Below are 23,306 nucleotides of genomic sequence, written 5' to 3' on the forward strand. Positions count from 1 at the left end.
AATGGCGCGTTGGTGAGGTGATAGTTACGCGATTCAGTTTCATGCATCCTCCCGGCAAACGGGGTGCATTATACGCATTCATTCGCCCCCGGCAAGCGAAAAAGAGAGCGAGATAATCGTTTGCTTTACCTGAATTACCCCTGCTTCGACAGCGTGGCGACCATCACCGCCTTAATGGTATGCAAACGGTTTTCCGCCTGATCGAACACCACGCTGTGCGCGGATTCAAACACGTCATCGGTTACTTCCATGCCGCCGTGCAGATCGTACTGCTGCGCCATCTGCTGGCCGAGCAGGGTCTGATCGTCGTGGAAGGCGGGCAGGCAGTGCAGGAACTTCACCTGTGGGTTTCCCGTTGCTTGCAACAGCGCCATATTCACCTGATACGGGCGCAGCAGGGCAATGCGTTCGTGCCACACTTCTTTCGGTTCGCCCATCGAAACCCAGACGTCGGTATAAATAAAATCAGCCCCTTGTACCCCGGTGGCAATGTCATCCGTCAGGGTGATTTTCCCGCCGTTCTGCTGCGCCACGTCGCGGCATTCGGCCACCAGCGCAGCATCCGGCCAGCAGCTTTTGGGTGCCACCAGACGCAGATCCAGACCGACCAGCGCCGCCGCTTCCAGCAGGGTGTTACCCATATTGTTTTGCGTATCGCCCACATAGGTCAGCGTCATCTGGTTAAAGGCTTTCTCCGGCAGATGCTCCTGCATCGTCAGCAGGTCGGCCAGCAGCTGGGTAGGGTGGAACTCATTGGTCAGCCCGTTCCACACCGGCACGCCAGCGTGTTCAGCCAGCGATTCAACCAGCTGCTGGCCATGTCCGCGATACTGAATGGCGTGATAAATGCGACCAAGCACGCGCGCGGTGTCTTTTATCGACTCTTTATGGCCGATCTGACTGCCGCTTGGGCCAAGCCAGGTGACGTTAGCACCCTGGTCGAATGCGGCAACTTCGAAAGAGCATCGGGTACGGGTCGAGTCTTTTTCGAAGATGAGCGCAATGTTTTTGCCTGTCAGATACTGAATCTCTTCGCCCTTTTTCTTAGCGAACTTCAGGCGAGATGCCAGCGCCAGTAAGCCGTTGATTTCGGAGGGACTGAAATCGAGCAGCCTGAGAAAATGACGTTGATATAACTGACTCATAAAGCACTCCGGATAACTTTTAGTGAATTAAAATTCAATTTAACGGGATTAATATGCACATTCAACCCCTGCATGCAGAAACTTTCGTTTAAAGGTAGTGGCGCAATCAGCACTGTGGGAAAATACGTGAAATAACGCCACTACGAGGAACGGATCATGGCCAATGAAACATTACTGCAAGAGCAGCGCGAAGAGACGCGTCTGATTATTGAAGAACTGCTGGACGATGGCAGTGACCCGGACGCGCTCTATACCATTGAGCACCATTTTTCCTGTGACAGCTTTGATGCGCTGGAAAAAGCGGCGGTGGAAGCCTTCAAGCTGGGCTACGAAGTGACCGAGCCGGAAGAGCTGGATCTGGAAGACGGCACAAAAGTGATGTGCTGCGATATTCTCAGCGAAGGAGCGCTAAATGCCGAGCTGATAGATGCTCAGGTTGAGCAGCTGGTGGATATCGCGGGCAAATTCAACGTTGACTACGATGGCTGGGGCACCTATTTCGAAGATCCGGACGCGCAGGACGAAGACGACGAAAACGATGAGCATCCAGACGGCGAAGATAACGGCGTACGCCACTGATTTCGCGCTGGCCGGGCTTGCCCGGCCAGGATCGACTTTTCTGCTTTAAGCAATGAAATCCTGAACCCCTTCTTGCCCCATTCACCGTTTTCTGCAAAGCCGCACCCCGCCAGCCTTGCTCCCAGGCTGGATACGTCACTGGCGGCCTTTTATCGGTCGCTGCTGCGATCCGAAGCTGATTGCGAAACCGGCCAGCGAATGGCATTTTCACAGCGGCGTGCCGTCTTTGAACTGATGCTGCGGATCACAGCGTTTTCAGCATGATCACTTCGCAGTCGACGTGGCCGGTGGCTCCCATCGGCTCGTCGATATGGCTAAAGCCAAGCTGTTCATACAGGCGAATGGCGCGCGTCAGTGAGGCGGTGGTTTCGAGATAGCAGCGCTTAAAACCGCACTGGCGGCCATAATTCATGGCTTGGGTCGCCAGACGATGTGCCAGGCCAAGGCCGCGCACATCGGGCAGAAAGTACATCTTTTGCAGCTCACAAACATCGTCATCGCTGCCCGTCAGCGGGGCAACGCCACCGCCGCCTACCACCTTGCCCGCCATTTCGACCACCCAGTAGGCGCTGTTGTCCTCGCTGTAGAGTTCATAAAGGTGGTCAAGATTGGGGTCAGAAACCGTGTAACCTTTGTCCGCCGTCAGGCCGAATTCTGCCGACACCGCGCGAATAACGGCGGCTATATGCGGGTTGTCAGCGCGGGCGATGGGACGCACGCGCAGGGTGGTCTGTATCGGGGATGTCATAGGTTTTGCTCATGGCGTTTGTAGAATAGGTGTAATAACACTGCCATGGCGGGGATGCAATGGTCGTTTGGTCGCGCTGCGTAGCCATTTTTTTACTGACCACTGCCATGGTGAGATGATGATATCACCTCTGTTGAGGTGGTCAAATTAACTCTGTCACTACAGGTTTAGTGCGTAAGCAGGCGGATCCTTTATTCCGATCCGCCCGTTAGCCTTACAGCGCGGCGATTACCGCCTGCTGCTCGATCAGCTTGGCTTTGGCCAGCGCAAAATCGTTCAGACGTTCACGCTCTTTTGCCACCACCGCTTCAGGTGCGCGCGCCACAAACCCTTCGTTACCCAGCTTGGCGTTGATTTTTTCCATCTCAACCTCCAGCTTAACCACCTCTTTTGCCAGACGCTCCAGCTCGGCGGTTTTATCTACCAGGTCGGCCATCGGGATCAGCAGTTCGGCACCGTCCACCAGTTTGGTAACGGCAACCGGGCCTCTCTCACCCGCAGGCAGCAGCTCAAGCGTAGTCAGGCGCGCCAGGGTTTTCAGGAAGTTGTGGTTGTCATTAACGCGACGAATCACTTCATCACTGGCTCCACGCAACAGCACATCCAGTGGCTTAGCCGGGGAGATGTTCATCTCATTACGGATGTTACGCACCGCCACGATAGCCTGCTTCAGCCACTCGGTATCGCTCATCGCCACATCGTCTACCTTGCTGGCTGAGAATTCCGGCATTGGCTGCAGCATGATGGTGTCGTCGCTGATATTTTTCAGCACTTTCACCCGCTGCCAGATGGTTTCGGTGATAAAGGGAATAATCGGATGCGCCAGGCGCAGCAGGGCTTCCAGCACGTTCACCAGCGTATTGCGCGTGCCGCGCAGCTGGGCCTCGTTACCGCCGTTCATTACCGGCTTGGCCAGCTCCAGATACCAGTCGCAGAACTGATTCCAGGTGAACTCATACAGGATATTGGCGGCGATATCGAAACGGTAGCAGTCCAGCGCTTCGCGGTAGGCTTTCACCGTGCGGTTAAACTCGGCGAGGATCCAGCGATCCGCCAGCGACAGCGCCAGTTCGCCGCCGTTGAAGCCACAGTCGTGCTCTTCGGTATTCATCAGCACAAAGCGGCTGGCGTTCCACAGTTTGTTACAGAAGTTGCGATAACCTTCCAGGCGTTTCATATCCCAGTTGATATCACGACCGGTTGATGCCAGCGCCGCCAGGGTAAAGCGCAGCGCATCGGTGCCGTGCGGCTCGATGCCGTTCGGGAACTGCTTCTCGGTACGCTTGCGGATTTTCTCCGCCAGCTGGGGCTGCATCATATTGCCGGTGCGCTTCTCCAGCAGGTCTTGCAGCGAGATGCCATCAACCATATCCAGCGGATCGATGACGTTGCCTTTCGACTTGGACATTTTCTGTCCTTCATCGTCGCGGATCAGGCCGGTCATATAGACGGTTTTGAACGGCACCTGTGGCTTGCCGTCTTCATCTTTGATGAAGTGCATGGTCAGCATGATCATGCGCGCAATCCAGAAGAAGATAATATCGAAGCCGCTCACCAGCACGCTGGTCGGGTGGAAGGTGCGCAGCGCTGCGGTATTCTCCGGCCAGCCGAGGGTGGAAAAAGTCCACAGGCCGGAAGAGAACCAGGTATCCAGCACGTCTTCGTCCTGGGTCAGCACCACATCCGCGCCCAGATTATTTTCGGCTCGCGCTTCTTCTTCGCTACGGGCGACATAAACGTTGCCTGCGGCATCGTACCAGGCTGGAATGCGGTGGCCCCACCACAGCTGGCGTGAAATACACCAGTCCTGGATATCACGCATCCAGGAGAAATACATGTTTTCGTACTGCTTCGGCACGAACTGGATATCGCCCTGTTCCACCGCTTCCACCGCCACTTTCGCCAGCGGAGCCGTGCGCACGTACCACTGATCGGTGAGCATTGGTTCGATCACCACGCCGCCGCGATCGCCGTAGGGAATGGTCAGGTCGTGCGGTTTGATCTCATCCAGCAGGCCGAACGCGTCAATCGCCGCGACGACGGCTTTACGTGCCGCAAAGCGCTCCAGCCCACGGAACTCTGCCGGAATGGTGGGATCGCAGGCGTCAGACTCTTCGCCGTTGGTGTCGTACACCTGGGGGGAATCACGAATATCACCGTCAAAGGTCAGGATATTGATCATCGGTAAGCGATGACGTCGGCCGACTTCGTAGTCATTGAAGTCGTGCGCCGGGGTGATTTTTACGCAGCCGGTGCCTTTTTCCATATCCGCGTGTTCGTCGCCGACAATGGGAATACGACGATTCACCAGCGGCAGCACGAGGAATTTGCCGATCAGGTCTTTATAACGCGGATCTTCCGGATTGACCGCCACGCCGGTATCGCCGAGTACGGTTTCCGGACGAGTGGTAGCAACCACCAGGTAATCTTTACCGTCAGCGGTTTTGACCCCGTCGGCCAGCGGATAACGGATGTGCCACATGGAACCTTTGGATTCGCGGTTCTCCACTTCCAGATCGGAAATGGCGGTGCGCAGTTTCGGGTCCCAGTTCACCAGGCGTTTGCCACGGTAGATCAGGTTTTCTTTGTGCAGGCGAACAAACACCTCTTTCACCGCGTTCGACAGGCCGTCGTCCATGGTGAAGCGCTCGCGCTCCCAGTCGACGGAGTTGCCCAGGCGGCGCATCTGACGGGTAATGGTGCCGCCAGATTCGGCTTTCCACTGCCAGATTTTTTCTATAAAGGCATCACGGCCGTAATCCTGGCGGGTTTTACCTTCTTCGGCCGCGATCTTGCGTTCAACCACCATCTGCGTGGCAATGCCTGCATGATCAGTCCCTGCCTGCCACAGGGTGTTTTTTCCCTGCATGCGCTGGTAACGGATCAGGGTGTCCATGATGGTCTGCTGGAAAGCGTGGCCCATATGCAAGCTACCGGTCACGTTCGGCGGCGGGATCATGATGCAGAAGCTTTCCTGGGACGTATCGCCATGCGGTTTAAAATAGCCCTGTTGTTCCCAGTGCTCGTAAAGCGGCTGCTCGATATCTTGCGGGTTATATGTCTTTTCCATTTCTGCTATGTCTTAGGCAATGGGGGCGTTGCCGTATTCAAGTGGAAGCCAACGCTGCGATACGCTTTGTAGCGGTCACGCGCCAGCTGTTTCAAAGATGCTTCATAGGGTACGAAGTCTATCACTTCATAGAAAGCGGTGGCAAAATCTGCAAACTGCGGCAGCAGGCTGATCAGCAGGTCGCGCGGCGCATTGCCGCGACGCTGTGGCCAGGCCAGTTCGACCGGCGCACCGTATTTCGGTCCTTCACCCGCCAGATTATGCGGTACAAAGGCGCTGGCCGGGCGCTGCCACAAAGCCTCATCCAGACGGATAGCCTGGGCTTCGTCTTCACAGGCGATCAGCACGCGCTTTCCTTCTCGCCAGCGGGCCTCGGCCAGGGAACAGACCAGCGCTTCGTGAGCGCTCAGTCCGTCAACCGGGATGTCGGTTTCCAGCAGATAGAAAGTTGCGTTTTTCATTAATGATGCCTGTTACTTAATAAAACGGGTGGATTACAGGTTACCGGGGCGGCAATGCGGGAAAACAAGCCGCCAGCTAATCGCTGGCGGCTTGATACACGCACCCTCCGCGCCCGGAGGGGTTAATCGTCGCCGTTCAGCCCGGCTCTGTTCAGCAGGAACTGCGACAGCAGCGCCACCGGGCGCCCGGTCGCGCCTTTGGCCTTGCCGGAACGCCATGCGGTGCCGGCCACGTCCAGATGCGCCCAGTTGTACTTACGGGTAAAACGCGCCAGGAAGCAGGCGGCGGTGATGGCACCGCCCGGACGGCCACCAATGTTGGCCATATCGGCAAAGTTGGAGTCCAGCTGTTCCTGATATTCGTCGGCCATCGGCAAACGCCATGCGCGGTCACCGGCCTGCTCGGAAGCGCCGATCAGTTCGTGCGCCAGCGGGTTGTGGTTCGACAGCAGACCGCTGATATGGTGGCCGAGCGCAATCACGCAGGCACCGGTCAGCGTGGCGACGTCAATCACCACTTCCGGATCGAAACGCTCAACGTAGGTCAGCGCATCGCACAGCACCAGGCGACCTTCCGCATCGGTATTCAGCACTTCCACCGTCTGGCCGGACATGGTAGTCAGCACATCCCCCGGACGATAAGCGCGCCCGCCCGGCATGTTTTCGCAGCCGGCCAGCACGCCTACCACGTTCAGCGGCAGGTTCAGCTCGGCGACCATGCGCATCACGCCGTACACCGAGGCTGCACCGCACATATCGTACTTCATTTCGTCCATCGCTTCGCCCGGTTTAAGCGAAATACCGCCGGTATCAAAGGTGACGCCCTTACCGACCAGTACGATGGGTCGCGCATCCGCATCCGGGTTGCCTTTGTACTCAATCACCGACATCAGGGATTCATTCTGCGAACCCTGGCCCACGGCGAGATAGGCGTTCATACCCAGCTCTTTCATCTGCTGTTCGCCGATCACGCGCGTGGTGATATTTTTGCTGTAGGCATCTGCCAGCTGGCGTGCCTGTGAGGCAAGGTAAGCGGCGTTACAGATATTAGGGGGCATATTGCCAAGGTCTTTCGCTGCCTTAACGCCTGCAGCCACGGCCAGGCCGTGCTGGATGGCGCGCTCGCCGCTGGGCAGTTCACGGCGCGTAGGCACGTTGAACACCAGTTTACGCAGCGGGCGGCGGGGTTCGACCTTATTGCTTTTGAGCTGATCGAAGCTGTACAGCGCCTCTTTCGAGGTTTCCACCGCCTGGCGCACTTTCCAGTAGGTGTTGCGGCCTTTAACGTGCAGCTCGGTCAGGAAGCACACCGCTTCCATTGAACCGGTATCATTCAGCGTATTGATGGTTTTCTGGACAACCTGCTTGTACTGGCGCTCGTCCAGCTCGCGCTCCTTACCGCAGCCAATCAGCAGGATGCGTTCAGAAAAAATATTTGGCACATGATGTAACAGCAGGGTCTGGCCGACTTTACCTTCCAGTTCGCCACGACGTAGCAGGGCGCTGATATATCCATCGCTGATTTTATCCAGCTGTTCAGCAATGGGTGACAGCCGGCGCGGTTCAAACACGCCCACAACGATGCAGGCACTGCGCTGTTTTTCCGGGCTACCGCTTTTTACACTGAACTCCATGTACTCTCCTGAATCTTAAAGACAACGGCGCCTGCTGCGGCTAGAATGGTTCGCTTGTGTAACCTACGGGCTGGCGCAATACGTCGTTGTCAGATTGAGTTTTGGCGAGAACCTTTGTTTTTTGCTTCACCAAAACGCGATTATTGTCATACTATTTTAGCTATGACGTGAGCCATTGATGATAAAAATGGCGTATAAGCGATGAAACTAGCGATTTTCCTGCAAAAAGACAAGTTTTCACAGGCGTACTCAGTGTGATTATCATTAGATATCTGGTTCGGGAAACGCTCAAAAGCCAACTGGCTATCCTGTTTATCCTGCTGCTGATCTTCTTTTGTCAGAAGTTAGTCAGGATACTGGGAGCAGCGGTGGATGGTGAGATCCCTACAAATTTAGTACTGACATTATTGGGTCTTGGCGTGCCGGAAATGGCGCAGCTGATCCTGCCATTAAGCCTGTTTTTAGCCATTCTGATGACGCTTGGCCGGTTATATACCGAGAGCGAAATCACGGTGATGCACGCCTGTGGTTTGGGCAAAAGCGTGCTGGTGAAAGCCGCGATGATTCTGATGCTGTTTACCGCGCTGCTGGCGGCGGTCAATGTCGGCTGGCTGGGGCCATGGTCGTCCCGCTATCAGAATGAAGTGATGCAAAACGCCAAGGCGAACCCCGGCGCGGCCGCGCTGGCGGCCGGGCAGTTTCAGCAGTCGGGCGACGGGCAGTCGGTGCTGTTTATTGAAAACGTGAAAGGTAACACCTTCAGCAACGTTTTCCTCGCGCAGCTGCGGCCAAAAGGCAATGCCCGCCCTTCCGTGGTGGTGGCCCAACAGGGCCATATGGAGCAGCGCGTCGACGGTTCGCAGATCGTGACGTTGGACAGCGGCACCCGCTTTGAAGGCACTGCGCTACTGCGCGACTTCCGCATTACCGATTTCAAAAACTATCAGGCGATTATCGGCCATCAGGCGGTGACGCTTGACCCGAACGACTCCGAGCAAATGAGCCTGGACACCCTGTGGCATTCCGACAAGCCAGACTTCCGTAGCGAGCTGCACTGGCGTCTCACGCTGGTGTTCTCGGTACTAATTATGGCGCTGATGGTGGTGCCGCTTAGCGTGGTGAACCCTCGTCAGGGGCGCGTGCTGTCGATGCTGCCGGCGATGCTGCTGTATCTGGTGTTCTTCCTGCTGCAAAGCTCGATGCGCTCCAGCGGCAGCAAAGGCCGTATCGACCCGGCTATTGCGATGTGGGCCGTTAACCTCGCTTATCTGGCGCTGGCCGTGCTGCTGAATGCGTGGGACACGGTGCCAATGCGCCGTTTGCGTGCGCGCTTTATTCGCGGAGGATCGGTCTGATGTTTGGCGTTCTTGACAGATATATCGGTAAAACGATTTTCAACACCATCATGGCAACGCTGTTTATGCTGGTATCGCTCTCCGGCATCATTAAGTTTGTCGACCAGCTACGCAAAACCGGGCAGGGTGAATACACCGTACTGGGCGCCGGACTGTATACGCTGCTCAGCGTGCCTAAAGACATTGAGATCTTCTTCCCGATGGCGGCGCTATTGGGCGCGCTGCTGGGGCTGGGAGCGCTGGCGCAGCGCAGCGAGCTGGTGGTGATGCAGGCTTCCGGCTTTACCCGTATGCAGATTGCGGCATCAGTGATGAAAACCGCTATTCCGCTGGTACTGTTGACGATGGCTATCGGTGAGTTTGTCGCTCCTCAGGGCGAGCAGATGGCGCGCAATTACCGGGCGCAGCAGCTGATGGGCGGTTCGCTGCTCTCCACCCAAAGCGGGTTGTGGGCAAAAGACGGCGATAACTTTATCTTTATTGAACGCATACGCGATGGTAACCAGCTTTCCGGCATCAGCATCTACAACTTTGACCACGAGCGCCGCCTGAAAACGGTGCGCTATGCGGCTTCAGCAAAGTACAACGCGGATAAAAAGCTGTGGGAGCTGGCGCAGGTCGATCAATCTGACCTGAGCGATGCGCAGCAGATTAAAGGCAGCCAGACGTTGAGCGGCGAGTGGAATACCACGCTGACACCGGACAAACTGGGCGTGGTGGCGCTGGATCCGGGGGCGCTGTCGATCAGCGGCCTGTACAGCTATTCAAAATACCTGAAGCAGAGCGGTCAGATGGCAGGGCGCTATCAGCTGAATATGTGGAGCAAAATCTTCCAGCCGCTGTCGGTGGCGGTGATGATGCTGATGGCGCTGTCGTTTATTTTTGGTCCACTGCGCAGCGTATCGATGGGGATGCGTGTGGTTACCGGTATCAGTTTTGGCTTCCTGTTTTACGTGCTGGATCAGATTTTCGGCCCGCTGAGCCTGGTGTATAACATCCCGCCGATCCTCGGGGCGTTGCTGCCCAGCGCGGCGTTTTTTGCCATTAGCCTGGCAATGCTGGTTAAGCGGCGGTAGCTCTTCTGGCTTCAAGTCAAGGGCATTCCGGCCGCCTTGCAGGGGGGCGGGAAGGGGTGTGCAGTCGCCTTCACCCCGGGCTTACGGCTGGCGCAGCGCCCACTGCGTGGGCGCCCTCAGGCCGCCTGCTTTCCGGCCGCACCGGCCGTGAATCGACATCCTGTTTCAGCACGCCCTTTCGCCGACGTCCTGTCGGCTCATGCTGGAAATCAGCCGGGCTTCGGCGCTGCTTAACGCCGCCTGAAGGTCAAAGGCCAGGTCAAGGGCAAGTTCAGGTGTAAATTCTGATAAGGCCAAAGCAAAACGTCGATTAGCTTACAAGATCATACGTTAGGAGATCGGTTTTAGCGCTATAGAGCGCGCAGAGAAACAGGCTGCCAGCCGCTTACAGCACTAATGGTAGCAGTGACAGCAGATAGAGAATCAACCCGATTGTTGCCCCCACCAGCGTGCCGCTGATACGGATATACTGCAATTCCTTGCCGATATTCAGCTCGATCTGACGTGACATCTCTTTGGCATCCCAGCTTTTCACCGTATGGCTGATATGGTCGCTAAGAAATATCGAGAATTCAGGTGCCACGCTGCTCGCGGCCTCTTCCATATGCTGATTCAGCGAAGCGCGCAGCGACTCATCCTGCATCAGCGTATCGCCGAACCATTGCCCGGCAGCGCTCACCTTCGCGTGTAGCAGCGAGTCTTCGCGGTTGAGATCCTCCTTCAGCCAGCCGCGCAGATCGCCCCAAAGCTGACTGATATAGCCATTCAGCGCCTCATCCTGCTTCAGATACGTTTTGACCTCTTCAGCTTTCGCCAGCATTTCCGGGTCATTGCGCAGGCGATCGATCTGCCGCTGCACCGCACGGTTAAATCCCTGGCGCAGCTGGTGGCGGTCATCATTTTCAATATCGTTCAGGATTGACTGCACCGCATCGGCCGCCAGCGCGGCGCTTTTTTCACCGAGCCATTCGGTTGGCAGCATTTTCTCTTTCAGCGGATGTTCCCGCTTCAGCCAGCGCACCACCTGTTGCGCGATAAACTCGTGGGTAGCGGGTTTATTCACCAGCTGTAGCAGCTGCGCCAGCGCATCGTCCAGCAGCTGCTGATGACGGTTATTTTTCGTCAGGCTTTCGAGAATAACCGCCATCGATTGACTGAGATCGACTTTATCGATCGCCCGGTGAATGGCGCGCCGCATCAGCGCCTGGATACGCTGGTCATCGGCAAGGTCGAGGAAGCCGCGCATCATTTTCAGCAGATAGCCGCTAAGGCGGGTGGCATTTTCCCGTGCGCTCAGCCAGCGGGCGATAAGCTGCGCCGGATCGTGACGGCGGATCAGTGCCAGCAGCGCCTCGCTATTAAGGAACTTATCCTGTACGAAAATAGCGAGATTATCGGCAATACGATGTTTATTACGCGGGATAATTGCCGTATGACGCGCCGCCAGCGGAATCGGGACATGGCGGAACAGCGCGCTGACGGCGAACCAGTCTGCCAGCGCCCCGACCATTGAGGCCTCTGCCACCGCTTTCAGCGCGGATATCCAGAGATTCAGCGGCGCATAGCGCGGCCAGAGAACGGTGAAAATAAACAGTAGCGCCGCCATTCCCAGCAACAGCAGCGGCAGACGTTTAGCCTGCCGAAGTTCAGTTTCTTTATCCATATTACTTTTTACGGCCGCCCATAATACTGCCCAGCACGCCACGCACAATTTGCTGGCCAATCTGTCTGGCGGCGCTTTTTGCCACGTTTTGCACCACGCCATCGCGCTTGCCGCCGCGCGGCCCGGTGCTGCCAAAAAGGATCTCCTTCAGGCCGCCGAGGATGCCGCTATCCAGCGCTGCATCACCCTTCGTCGCCGGAGCACCTGCTCGTTCACTGGCGGCCTGCACGCCATGCTGCAGCCGTTCGTAAGCCGACTCGCGGTCAACCGCCTCTTCATATTTGCCCGACAGCGGCGAGTGGTTAATTAGTCCGTTGCGTTCATCGTCACTCACCGGCCCCATACGCGAACCGGGGGCGATAACCGAGGCGCGCTGTACCACCGACGGACTGCCTTTTTCATCAAGGAACGACACCAGCGCTTCGCCAGTTCCCAGCTGCTGAATGGCGCTGACGGTATCGAACGCCGGATTGGCGCGCATGGTTTGTGCTGCTACTTTTACCGCCTTCTGATCCTTCGGCGTGAAGGCGCGTAGCGCGTGTTGCACGCGGTTACCCAGCTGGCCGAGCACCGCGTCCGGAATATCGGCCGGATTCTGCGACACAAAATAGACGCCAACGCCTTTTGAGCGGATCAGACGGATCACCTGTTCTGTCTTGTCCAGCAGCACCGCCGGGGCATCCGCAAACAGCAGGTGCGCCTCATCAAAGAAGAACACCAGCTTTGGCTTATCCAGATCGCCCGCTTCCGGCAGCTGTTCGTATAGCTCGGACAACAGCCACAGTAGGCTGGTGGCGTACAATTTTGGCATCTGATAGAGCTTTTCGGCGGCGAGGATATTGATTATCCCTTTGCCGTTGGCGTCGGTACGCATCCAGTCATTGATATCCAGCATCGGCTCACCGAAGAAGTATTCGGCTCCCTGCTGTTCCAGCGCCAGCAGACCGCGCTGAATAGCGCCGACCGAGGCGCTGCTGATATTGCCATACTGGTTCTGGAAGGATTTGCCATTTTCGCCAATGTACTGCGTGGTGGCGCGCAGATCCTTGAAGTCGAGCAGCAGTAGCCCCTGATCGTCCGCCACGCGGAAGATGATTTGCAGCACGCCGCTCTGTACTTCGTTAAGGTTTAACAAACGCGCCAGCAACAGCGGCCCGAGATCGGAAACCGTGGCACGCACCGGGTGGCCGCGTTCGCCGAAAATATCCCACAGCACCACCGGGTTAGCCTGCGCTTCCCAGTCTTTAATGCCATTCTGTGCCAGCCTGGCGAGCAGCTGCTCAGAGGCCACGCCCTCTTTGGCAATGCCGGTCAGGTCGCCCTTCACATCGGCCATAAACACCGGCACGCCGATATTGGAAAAGCTCTCTGCCAGCTTTTGTAACGTCACGGTTTTGCCGGTGCCGGTTGCCCCGGTAATCAGCCCATGGCGGTTAGCCATCGCTGGCAGCAGATGCAGTGAATGTTCGGGAGTTTGTGCGATCGGCAGTGGCTCGGTCATTTTCAAATATCCATTTGGTTGCAGGTCGGGTGAAGCCTGGTGTAAGCATCGCAGGCAACGTTTTCGCCAATCATTCAGGCTGGCATTCCTGATTGAGCGATAAAAAAGGCCACGCAAAGGTGGCCAGGGAAGAACTGCAGGGAGGGGACAGCCTCACCACCTTGCAGAGAGATCACGAGATAAACTGCTTACCCTGCTTCAGTACCAGGTCACAGGCTTTGGTTTTAACCTTCTTGCCCATTTCGGTATCGCCCAGAGACTTCAGGTTCACCTGCTGATTATTGCCGGTATTCAGCAGTCCCATCAGCCCCTGTTTATAATCGGTGCTTTGCTGCTGTTTTTGCGTATCCGCCAGCCCCAGCTTGCCGAGCAGCTGCTCTTTTACCGACGATACATTGTTGTCGACTATATTGTTCTTCATGCAGTATTGCAGCACGCCCGCCGCATTGCTCATGCTGTTGGCGCTAAGTGATTTGTTGCCGCCGTTCAGCAGCCCGGTCAGAGCACCAAGTGAAGTACCGCCCTGGCTGCCGCTGGCCGGGGTGGCGTTGCTGTTCGCATTCTGACCCAGCGCGTTAGCGGCGGAGCTGAGCTGATCCTGCCAGCTGACGGCGTTCGCGACACCGCTAAAAAGCGTACCGGAAATGGACAATGCCAGAATCATCTTGGTTGCTGCTTTCATCGTTATATCCTTGAGTGTGTGGTTACGCGCGGCTTCCACTCTGGCACCGCGCCGTCGAATACCTGTTCGGACTACCGGATGACTGGTGAGTTCCCTGTACCACAGTCCGTTGTTAATTATGGTGCAAGATTTAAGAAAATTCCGCAAAAATAGCGGGTGAAATTGTTGTGCTGTACCGCCGGGGAGGCAGGCAGTGCCGTGGATGGTGCATCCTGGTCATGCAGGTTGCGGCGGGTATTTGGGGCAGCGTGGGTGTTTTTTCATCATTCAGCCGTCGCTGATAGCGAATAGGGTTGCGTAAACAGGGGGTAAAGGTATAATCCCCAACGTTTTCCGCATACCCTTCAGTGCCGAAGTGGCGAAATCGGTAGACGCAGTTGATTCAAAATCAACCGCCGCAAGGCGTGCCGGTTCGATTCCGGCCTTCGGCACCAACAGTATGTAAATAGACCTCAACTGAGGTCTTTTTTTGTCTCTAAAATCCAGCAGTTACGCTGTTTATCCCCGTGTTTTTGTCTCTTGACGTCCACTCGCATCTGTCCACATATACCAACAAATGATGGTATAACTGGTGGTATCTTCGGTTCGATTGATTTTGATACCAACAATGGAGGTATCAACTGATGGCGCTCACTGATATCAAAGTTCGAACAACCAAACCCTTAGATAAACCCTTTAAACTGACTGATGGTCAGGGTATGCACCTGCTAATCAACCCCAATGGCTCAAAATACTGGCGTTTACAGTATCGCTTTGATGGTAAGCAAAAGATTCTGGCATTAGGTGTTTATCCAACGGTCACACTTGGCGAAGCTCGCAGAAAAAGAGATGAAGCCAAAAAGTTGGTATCTGTTGGTATCGACCCTTCCGCAAAGAAAAAAACCGACAAGATTGAACAAAGTGAAGCATTTACCTTTGAAGCTATAGCGAGAGACTGGCATACCGCATGTAATCGGAGATGGTGACATACAGCTTGCAGTGAGCAACCTTCGAGTATGTATCAACAAAAGTCTGCTGATAGATACGCCCGACGCCTTTCAGATTGCCGACGTAGAACGTATCCTGTGAACCCAGATAGCCGGGATGGGCGGTTTCGATTTCACCACATGCCTGGTCATCACTGGCTTTACGCTCCAGTGCCACTATCTGTGCTTCAGTCAGTTCGATACCGTCATGGGCCACTTTTTCTTGCAGTGCTTTCAGCCGCTTTTTGAAGTTCTCAAGTGAGTGACGCAGCCAGACAGAACGGACGCCGCTTCCTGAGATAAAAACGCCCTGTTTACGCAGTTCATTATTGCTCCGGTGCTGGCCATGCGCCGGGAACGCGATAGCGTAATCAACAACGGCCTGCTCAGTGGCATCATCAGTACGGTTTTTGATGTTGGGAGCACGTCGGCTGCGGTTAATCAGTGCATCCACGCCACCTTCATCANCCAACTCCCGATAACGGTAAAACGTATCGCGTGAGGCGCNCATGATTTTACAGGCTTTTGACACGTTGCTGAGTTNTTCGGCCAGATTGAGCAAACCTGTTTTGTGTTTGATGACAGGATTGTTAGTATGAAGCATGAGAGTTACCTCGTGTTTTGTATAAGGATTCGACACCCATATCAAAACCGGTAACTCTCAACCTTTCAAGGTNATGTGTCAGATCAAGTCGCGACTAATACAATTAATCGTATAAAATTATAAGGTCGAGTTATATGTGCGATTCCGGCCTTCACATCGAACAATAAAAAACCAACGACCCTGTGAATCATTCTGCTGAGCAGCCACCGTATTAAAGGTGTTCGCTCAGGCGGTCACCGCACTCAGTAATAAAACGACTCATTGTCAGCCGCCAGTTATGGAGCGGCATACCTCATTTTCGATGCCGATTGTATTGCCATTATGCATGGTTGCTTCAGCCCCCGCGCCTAAATTTTGATGCTATACCGTACAAAATCATCCAGTACGGCCAGCTTGTCATACAACTTCCGTGCCGGGTTATCTGTTCTTGTGACCCAGTAAACCTTTGACCACGATTTTTCCCGCGACTCATCATAGATAGCCTCTATCAGCGCTGTTCCCACACCCATTCCGCGCATATCATCCGTAACAAAAAGATCTTCAAGATAGCAAATCGGCTGTGTTACCCACGTACCTTCATGCAGCACGCATAACGCGAAACCAACAATTTTGTAATCTATTTCTGCGATCCTGCATACAAGGCACGATTCTGATGACAGCGCCCTGTGCCATGTCGATAAAGTAACGGATTCATCCAGGTCGCTTTCGTAAAAATTCAGATAACCCTTCCAGAGCTTTAACCATGCCTCATAGTCTTCAGCTTCCGCTTTTCGAACTTTAACTAACATTTCATATTCCTTCATTTTTCAGGCAGATCGTGATGATAACAAGGAAAGCTTTCGCGTTTTAACCTTGTCCATACGTGCTATTTACCACGACATGCGTCATTAAAACACTAAATGCCCGATGGATAACCGCGGGCGTGTTAAAAGCATAAAAGTGCCAACTTATGCAGGGAAGTCATTTACTAGCCTGCTCAGGCCTCTTGGGTCATCATCACAGCTGGCCGAACGTTCTGCCTCCGTTGTGCTGGTAACTGTGATATTTTCAAACATATCAAGAACAAATTGCTGGCCTTCCCGGAAGGATGTTGTGCGCAGCATTCCCGCCACTGGGGCAATTGTTTCCAGATAAGTTAGGGCGGGGCACAGTTTTTTGTCAGGCGGTAGTTGATGCCATTCATGGATGCAGGCAGATGAGCTAAAATCACCTGCATTATCTATACAGGCATAGCCTTCGGGCAGGTGGTGCCCCGGGAAGACAAACCAACCATAATAGTCTTCATTTGCCGATGTTTTTGTTGCAAAATCTGGCATCCACCCTAATTGCGCGCTCAGGTGCACATGATGAAGGTTAACGCCCGTATGCAGTTCAAAAGCGCGCACCACGCTGGCACCACCCGCCCGATGCCCTATCTCCAGAAAAACCCAGCCAGAGGCATTTTGGAACACTTCCAGATGAAAACAGCCATGTTGGATGTCTACAGCAGCAACAACCTGACGTGAAAATGCCAGCAGTGTAGCGGGTAGTTCGCACTGTAAAGACCCAAGAGGCAGCCCTTTTGCAAAATCAAGGCAATTGCCAATATAGCGGCTGCTGACGCAAAGGGCGATTTCACCGGAGCGAACAAAGCCATCCACATGCCAGATATCGCCTTCGATGAATTCTTCAATCTGGTAACGGGCAGTATTTTTTCGTAAGTCGATATCATCAATATGGGTATTATTATTATTGAGGGCCATCAGTAACGCGCGATGAGAAGAGTAGATTTGGACATTCTCACTTGATGCTCCATCCAGCGGCTTGAGTACAAGTTTCGCTGAACTTATTGCTTCAAGGATTCTGGGGTTTTGTAGCGTGTCATTCAGAGAATAGCATGTCGGCGTCGCCAGCCCCGATGACGCCACCGCCGCTTTCATCATCAGTTTATTCCTAGAAAGTTCGGCTTCGGCAATGGACGGCCCGGGAATACCAAAATGCGCCCGGATGCGGGCTGCAACATCAACCTGGTATTCCGATAAAGCAATAAAATTGCGTGGTGCCGGTGTCTTCAAACTCATTTTTTCAATCAGTACATGAACCCCGTCTTGCTCTTGCCAAATCAATTTCTCACAGTTAAGTTCGGCGGGAATATCCGCGAGCGCAGCCTGAGTGCCAATATAAATGATAGTGTTATTGGTATGGTTTAGAATTTCATCGTAACGAACACAATAGAACGGTACTTTGTGCCATATAAAAAAGGTTTCATTCTGCATTTAATTTTGCACCAAATATAGCTATTCAACACCAGACTATAAAAACAGCCTGATCCCATTTATTTTTAATGAACCTTGTAAAAGGCATGACCGTCCAGATAACGTAATGTTCCCCAGTCGCGTAATACCACTTCTTCTGTTTTATGTTTTAATAGCACCAGCATGGGGTAAGTTGTATCATCAATCGTATGATAAATTCGATCGCCAGGCTTCACATATTCACGAATTTCCAACAGACTTTCCAGCTGGCTTATCTGTTTTTTATAAGGGTAAGCTTCAAGTATTCCTTCACAGGGACTGAGCATTGCCACAGATGAAAAATAATAATTCAGCGTATAAGGAATATCGTACAGCGCATGGAATTTCTCAGGGTCGGTGTAGGCCAACTGAGTCCAGTTAAGTTGTGATTGTCCAGTGGCAAGTTCGGCATAATAAGGCATATCGCCACCGGCGATGCGAGCGCCTATTTCTACCAGGCAAGGGCCATCATCACACATTTTTATTTCCATATGTCCTGGCCCGTACTGAATATTCATGGCATTAAGCACCTGTAATGCATAAGAAACCAGAGTCTCCTGAATTTCCCCATGGCGCGGCATAATATGTATGGAATCACCCATATCAAGAAAGCCATTTACGCTGACTCGGGTGGTTCTCCAGATATCGGTTACCCGGTGTTTACCTTGACAGGACACGGTATTCACCACATATTCCGTGCCGCACAGATATTCCTGCGCCACCACTTCTTGGTTGATTTCTGAGAAGATATTTTTTTTCCCGATAATCGCCTGCAATGCGGCGTTAGACGCTTCCGGCGTGTCGCAAAAATGAACGCCTTCGCCGGCAGCGCTGCGCGCCGGTTTTACCACAATCCGCCCACCTGTCTTTTGGTGCCAGAGACGCAGCGCATCTCCATTTGCAGGAAGACATTGCCGCGTTGCAGGAAGCCCGACGCTGCGCAGGCGTTCTATCATGGTGTATTTGTGGCGTCGGGCGGCGCTGAGTGCGGTGCCATTTGATGCAAGACCAAGATTCTCGCTTAAAATATCGGCCAGTTCCACGCCAATTTCCCCGCCGGCAATGATGGCCACCGGGTTAAGACTGGCCACTTTTTGTAGCGTGACCGCCAGGTCGCCTTGGTGAATAATATTTTCACAATAATCGTCAAGGCTGAAGGAGCCTTTATAAATGTCCGGGATTTCCGGGGTGCTCTGCACGCGCGCGCACCGGTATCCCTGACGAATAAATTCAGGTGCTAAACGTCGCGTGGGCGAATAGGCATCAACAATAATCACAATACCTTTATTTTCCATGTTAATGGTCTCACTGTTAATTACGTTTGGCATAAGCGTGCGAATGATTAATCGCTGTATTTATTTTATGCAGTAACTTTGCCAGCTAGTTGGCAGGTACATGCCCCTTTCATCAAAATAATCGGCCCAGTTATTGCTTTTCCGGTACATCACCCGCCAAACAATATCCACGGCGCGTTGCAGTAACTCACTATATCCGGGGGTTGATGAACATACCCAGGTTTCGGGGCGGGCGCGTTGCGTAAATTCCGTAATATCACAATCATCACAGCAGATCGCCGCGCCGAGCCACAACGCGCCTTCCTGATGCATACGTGCCAGAATAGAAAAATGCGCGCCCAGATAAAAAGTCACCCCGCCAGCGCCGTGGCCGCCTTTGCTGCTGGTGCCAATCTCCGGTATCGGGTACCCATGATGCGCCTGTAGCCATTTAAGTAATCTGTGGCTGTAAGCTGATCCATCGGCCCAGTAATAACGCATTGAGTCAGGGTACTGGCTGTCGGCAACGGCTATCATTTCCTTAACCTGCTCTGCCTCCGTAGAGCAAAGCTGAAATACCGACTCACCCTCTCCCAGGTGCGCGGCGGTGGACGCGGGTAACAAGAGCGGTATTCCCGCCATCCTGTAGGCAGGAATGGCGGCCTGTGCGCAGTCGCTATTAAAATGACCGATAACCACATCACTTTTCTTGATGATTTCAGCAAGATGAAGCTTAACCACTTGCGGATTGGCTTTATCGTCAAAAAAGTGAATTGAAAGCCCCTCCCTTTGCGGAGAGTCAGAAATAGCCTCGCGTATAAGATCCCCGTAGCAGGCCCGTGGCCCTGTTAGCGGGCCGGCAATACACACTCTTACTGGCATTTTGTCTCCTGCCTGCAATCTTTGTTTGGTTTTGCCGCCGTTAATCCCCTCAGGTAGCGGGTAACTTAACAGACTGGCTGTGCCTGAAAATATTCAGTGGATCCCATTGAGATTTTATTTTCTGTAGTCGCGGATAGTGATGCTTGAAATAGAGCTGCGCCCACGTCACTCCGGAGGTATTTAATTCCGGGTTGTTCAGATCGCTGTCAGGATAATTGATAAAGCAGCCATCCGTTATTTCGTTGCTCACCGGCACACCGCCAGTTTTTGCATAAGTGCTGTGATAGATTTGGCGGATCCAGCTAAGGTTTTTCTGGTCGTCTTGTTCATCAGCCCAGAGGCTCTGGTACAGGATTTTCATTATTGAGTCGCGATGCGATACGGCAGTTTCGTCCGCATTGACCTTATTCACGGCTCCACCGTAGGGCAATACCATTACCATCGCATTTTTATTACTGAAGCCGTCTGCCGACAGATGCTGGTACAGCGTTTCGGCCTGCTCCACCGGGAAATTTTGCCGCATGTATGCTGACTTGTACGCTCCGCGCAGCATAGGATCGGCCAGCGATGGGCTATTGGTTCCCAGTAGCCGTACCGATTTCAGCCAAGGCAATTTGCGGGGAGTCTCCATATGTGAAAGCCCCTGGAAGCCCGCTACACCGTCTATTCCTTCAAAAATATCACGATGATATTGGCCTAAAATAGCCGTCGCATTGCTCACTGAAGCATCCATCTGAGTCAATAGCGCGACAAAGCCCTGAGCCTGCTGATACATCACCAGATACCCGGCCAGAGAGGACTCCGGTCTGTCGGCGTGCTGGTGCGTTTCATACCACCTGCCGTAATTACGCATCAGGCGTATAAAATCGTCTTTTCCTAATTTTTCCCACGGAATGACTTTCACACACAGATAAACTTCTGAGGGTGGGGTAGGTAATATTTGTACAGGCTCATTACCCAGGGCCTGCGGAGAGCGGAACCAGAATTTGGTCACTATGCCCAGTTGCCCGCCGCCGCCGCCGGCGTGGGCCCACCACAAGTCGTGATTCGGACAATCCGGGTCGCGCCGCGCAATAATGGCGAGGGCTTTTCCGCTTTCATCCACCGTAATGATTTCAATGGCATGAAGGTGATCAACCGTCAAGCCGTAGCGGCGGGAAAGTAAGCCAAAACCCCCACCACAAATGTGCCCCCCCATGCCCACCCCGCTGGCTGGGCCACCGGGTAAAGTCACATTCCAGCGGCGGTAGAGCACCTCGTAGGTTCTTGACAGCGTGGCACCGGCCCCAACGGCAATTGCCTGCATGTCCGGGTCGAAAGCGATGTCATCCATATCGGATACATCAATCAGGACCTCGACGCCAGCGTGACAGGTGAAATCCTGATAACAATTCCCCCCGGCTCGCACGCTGATACGCTGACCCTGCTGTACCGCCTCCTGAATACACTGCACAGCCTCCGGGGTATTGCCAGGTAAAAGGATTTTTGCCGGCGATGCGCGCCAGCGCTGATTCATACCGGTAATGTAGCTGAGGTATCGGCTGTCATGAGGTTCGATGATTGTCACGTTACTTCCCTTGGTTCACTCTCAGACGCGGCTGACGCCATTATTCCGCCGCCACTTCGGACCGTTCAGATATGAACAGCGTATTGATCCCAAAAGCGATGACCACCACAGCGAAGGCCAGCCCTCCTACCGAGAAAAAAGCAATGTTAAATCCGAAGTTGTCGACCATTAACCCAGCCAGCGGGAAACCAATGGCATTTCCCGCTGTCAGCGCAGAGCCGTAAGTGCCCATTGCCAGGCCGCTCATCTCCGGCGCAGCATAGCGGCTGATGTCATTGGCCGTCGCTGAAAATACCGGTGAGCATAGCAAGGCTGCCGGGATAATTAATAAGCAGACGGCAAGCGCATTTTGCGAAAATCCAATCATTCCCGTTGAAATGGCTAACAAGCCGCAAATTAACACCGTCGCCGGGGGCTTATTAAAACCGCCATACACCACTCCCCCGATCAAAGAGGCCACGCCACAAGCAATATAAAACCAGGCTGCCCAAGTGATATGCCCGAAATGTTTTAGCGCAGCAAGGCCCAGCACTTCATAACTGGCAATAACAAAGGTTGCCATAATGGTTAATAATAAGGACGTGCTTAACCGGCTTTTAAAAAATGCGCCCCAGGCAATGCGTTGGTCGGGCGTATTGTTTGTCGCCTTACTGACAACCCTGGGATTGGCAATAAAATAATAAATAATCAGCGCCATAATAATCGCCCCGCTAATGACGACTGCCGCCTGTGGCGACAGGCTGGCGCTAACCACCACGGCCAGTGGTGGGCCGCTCATATAGGCTAATTCTGTCGTGATCGCATCAAGGGCAAAGGCGCTGTGCCGGTTTTCTGTCACTGATAATTCCGCAATAGCCATACGCCCAATGGTGAAGGCCGCAAAACAGAATACCCCACCGAAAAAAGCAGCAATGGCCAGAAGCGGAAGTGGCAGAAAGGCCGCTGAAGACCAGAACATCAGCTGAATAATTAAAATAAAGCGCAATAGCTTTCTTACGCCGTGTCGGCCCATGTAGCGCCCCTGCCAGGGTGAACCGACGGCTGCTCCCGCCATCCAGGCCGCATTGATGATGCCCGCCCAGGTAAATCCAGCATTCAGCCCTACGACAACCAGCAACGTTAAGGTTGCCGGGATAGCCACAATCGGTATTTTGGCAAAAAGCCCCAGCAGAATAATATTTCTTGCCTGGGCGTTTTTTAATAGTTCTGCGTATGTTCCCCATTTCATAAGGCGGATCCCAGAGTAATCAGAGAAGATAAGCATTCTAATTGCGGATATCTCAGTGCAATTTTGTCTCCGGTAGTGACCGGGGCATTCAGGGTTAAATAAAAGCGCAATCCAGAAAATGACGGTGCCGCACCGGCATCAAACCAATGTCGGGTCTGCCCGGGTATACATATAAAGTCCCCCGCAGTACATATTATGGCGTATACATAATTCTGAAGGTGCAAATAAAAGGCCGTCTGCCCGTGATGTATATACCAGGCTTCATTCTCATCGTGCGTATGTTCCTGATAATAATTGGCCCGATCCTGAGCGGCAGCAGATAATGCAGCTGTATCGGCTGGATTAATTTTTACCTGTTGCGATTCAACAAAATAGTCCTTTATCTTGGGGTTGCGCCGTTTGATTTTTTCGGCCAACGCACCAGATTGAAACATCCCCTCGTTGAAAGCCGAATCGGGCTTGTCATGAAGAAAACTGACATTACAGGAGCGAAGCTCATCGGCTATCATTTTATTGTCTGCGGTGCGCAAATATATTTTTGCGCTATTTTCAGCACTCATCTTAAGCAAACAGGCCATATACAATAATCCTTCGCAATC

At 53.6% G+C, this 23,306-nt stretch carries 18 protein-coding genes, 1 tRNA gene and 2 pseudogenes; 5 read left to right on the forward strand and 16 right to left on the reverse strand.

Annotated features, from left to right (window positions below):
• Positions 1-134 precede the first annotated feature (134 nt).
• A complete protein-coding gene (argF, locus tag EPYR_RS02040) occupies positions 135-1,145 on the reverse strand; it encodes an ornithine carbamoyltransferase (RefSeq protein WP_012666750.1) in 1,011 nt (336 codons plus the stop codon).
• 156 nt (positions 1,146-1,301) lie between these two features.
• On the opposite strand from argF, the gene rraB reads away from it, so the two are divergent.
• On the forward strand, positions 1,302-1,724 hold the full coding sequence (rraB, locus tag EPYR_RS02045; protein WP_012666751.1) for a ribonuclease E inhibitor RraB: 423 nt from the start codon (positions 1,302-1,304) through the stop codon (positions 1,722-1,724).
• A 244-nt stretch (positions 1,725-1,968) separates the two neighbouring features.
• On the opposite strand, the gene EPYR_RS02050 is transcribed toward rraB, so the two are convergent.
• The 4 genes from EPYR_RS02050 to pepA form a co-directional block, all read right to left on the reverse strand.
• On the reverse strand, positions 1,969-2,472 hold the full coding sequence (locus EPYR_RS02050) for a GNAT family N-acetyltransferase (protein WP_012666752.1): 504 nt from the start codon (positions 2,470-2,472) through the stop codon (positions 1,969-1,971).
• Positions 2,473-2,686: 214 nt separating this feature from the next.
• Positions 2,687-5,542: a valine--tRNA ligase gene (locus EPYR_RS02055; protein ID WP_012666753.1), complete on the reverse strand. Its 2,856-nt coding sequence runs from the start codon at positions 5,540-5,542 to the stop codon at positions 2,687-2,689.
• Positions 5,543-5,547: 5 nt separating this feature from the next.
• The gene (locus tag EPYR_RS02060) at positions 5,548-6,003 is read right to left on the reverse strand and encodes a DNA polymerase III subunit chi (protein WP_012666754.1); all 456 of its coding nucleotides are present in this window, start codon (positions 6,001-6,003) and stop codon (positions 5,548-5,550) included.
• 122 nt (positions 6,004-6,125) lie between these two features.
• Positions 6,126-7,637, reverse strand: a complete 1,512-nt coding sequence (pepA, locus tag EPYR_RS02065) for a leucyl aminopeptidase (RefSeq protein ID WP_012666755.1) — start codon at positions 7,635-7,637, stop codon at positions 6,126-6,128.
• Between the two features lie 254 nt (positions 7,638-7,891).
• Between pepA and lptF the strand changes: the two genes are divergently transcribed.
• Both lptF and lptG read left to right on the forward strand, forming a co-directional pair.
• Positions 7,892-8,992, forward strand: a complete 1,101-nt coding sequence (lptF, locus tag EPYR_RS02070; protein ID WP_012666756.1) for an LPS export ABC transporter permease LptF — start codon at positions 7,892-7,894, stop codon at positions 8,990-8,992.
• On the forward strand, positions 8,992-10,068 hold the full coding sequence (lptG, locus tag EPYR_RS02075) for an LPS export ABC transporter permease LptG (RefSeq protein WP_012666757.1): 1,077 nt from the start codon (positions 8,992-8,994) through the stop codon (positions 10,066-10,068). Before lptF ends, lptG begins: the two co-directional genes overlap by 1 nt.
• Before the next feature lie 385 nt (positions 10,069-10,453).
• Here lptG and EPYR_RS02080 read toward each other — a convergent pair whose 3' ends face one another.
• The 3 genes from EPYR_RS02080 to EPYR_RS02090 all read right to left on the reverse strand — a co-directional run bounded on the left by EPYR_RS02080 (position 10,454) and on the right by EPYR_RS02090 (position 13,914).
• Positions 10,454-11,731 (reverse strand): DUF445 domain-containing protein, encoded by a 1,278-nt coding sequence (locus EPYR_RS02080; RefSeq protein WP_012666758.1) that lies wholly within the window; start codon positions 11,729-11,731, stop codon positions 10,454-10,456.
• Between the two features lies 1 nt (position 11,732).
• Positions 11,733-13,232, reverse strand: coding sequence for a helicase HerA-like C-terminal domain-containing protein (locus EPYR_RS02085; RefSeq protein WP_012666759.1), 1,500 nt, complete (start codon positions 13,230-13,232; stop codon positions 11,733-11,735).
• Between the two features lie 172 nt (positions 13,233-13,404).
• Positions 13,405-13,914 (reverse strand): YjjA family protein, encoded by a 510-nt coding sequence (locus EPYR_RS02090; protein WP_012666760.1) that lies wholly within the window; start codon positions 13,912-13,914, stop codon positions 13,405-13,407.
• A 349-nt stretch (positions 13,915-14,263) separates the two neighbouring features.
• Here EPYR_RS02090 and EPYR_RS02095 point away from each other — a divergent pair.
• Both EPYR_RS02095 and EPYR_RS21480 read left to right on the forward strand, forming a co-directional pair.
• Positions 14,264-14,348 (forward strand) — tRNA-Leu (locus EPYR_RS02095).
• A gap of 189 nt (positions 14,349-14,537) precedes the next feature.
• Positions 14,538-14,738: pseudogene (locus tag EPYR_RS21480) on the forward strand (Arm DNA-binding domain-containing protein); the annotation flags it as partial.
• Positions 14,739-14,858: 120 nt separating this feature from the next.
• Here the strand turns inward: EPYR_RS21480 and EPYR_RS02100 are convergent.
• The 8 genes and pseudogenes from EPYR_RS02100 to EPYR_RS18645 form a co-directional block, all read right to left on the reverse strand.
• Positions 14,859-15,483, reverse strand: a pseudogene (locus EPYR_RS02100) (helix-turn-helix domain-containing protein); the annotation flags it as partial.
• Between the two features lie 347 nt (positions 15,484-15,830).
• A complete protein-coding gene (locus EPYR_RS02105; RefSeq protein WP_012666762.1) occupies positions 15,831-16,271 on the reverse strand; it encodes a GNAT family N-acetyltransferase in 441 nt (146 codons plus the stop codon).
• A gap of 159 nt (positions 16,272-16,430) precedes the next feature.
• Positions 16,431-17,738 (reverse strand): ATP-grasp domain-containing protein, encoded by a 1,308-nt coding sequence (locus EPYR_RS02110; protein ID WP_012666763.1) that lies wholly within the window; start codon positions 17,736-17,738, stop codon positions 16,431-16,433.
• A gap of 65 nt (positions 17,739-17,803) precedes the next feature.
• On the reverse strand, positions 17,804-19,051 hold the full coding sequence (locus tag EPYR_RS02115; RefSeq protein WP_226060695.1) for an ATP-grasp domain-containing protein: 1,248 nt from the start codon (positions 19,049-19,051) through the stop codon (positions 17,804-17,806).
• Positions 19,052-19,111: 60 nt separating this feature from the next.
• Entirely contained in the window at positions 19,112-19,912 is an 801-nt protein-coding gene (locus EPYR_RS02120) for a type 1 periplasmic-binding domain-containing protein (protein ID WP_012666765.1), read from the reverse strand.
• Positions 19,913-19,961: 49 nt separating this feature from the next.
• Positions 19,962-21,479 carry an FAD-binding oxidoreductase gene (locus EPYR_RS02125; protein ID WP_014538481.1) on the reverse strand — a complete coding sequence of 506 codons (1,518 nt, stop codon included), beginning with the start codon at positions 21,477-21,479 and terminating at the stop codon, positions 19,962-19,964.
• Positions 21,480-21,519: 40 nt separating this feature from the next.
• The gene (locus tag EPYR_RS02130; RefSeq protein ID WP_311202166.1) at positions 21,520-22,743 is read right to left on the reverse strand and encodes an MFS transporter; all 1,224 of its coding nucleotides are present in this window, start codon (positions 22,741-22,743) and stop codon (positions 21,520-21,522) included.
• Positions 22,704-23,285, reverse strand: a complete 582-nt coding sequence (locus EPYR_RS18645; RefSeq protein ID WP_012666768.1) for a cupin domain-containing protein — start codon at positions 23,283-23,285, stop codon at positions 22,704-22,706. Before EPYR_RS18645 ends, EPYR_RS02130 begins: the two co-directional genes overlap by 40 nt.
• Between the last annotated feature and the right edge of the window lie 21 nt (positions 23,286-23,306).

It is taken from the genome of Erwinia pyrifoliae DSM 12163, from assembly GCF_000026985.1.
Classification (GTDB): domain Bacteria; phylum Pseudomonadota; class Gammaproteobacteria; order Enterobacterales; family Enterobacteriaceae; genus Erwinia; species Erwinia pyrifoliae.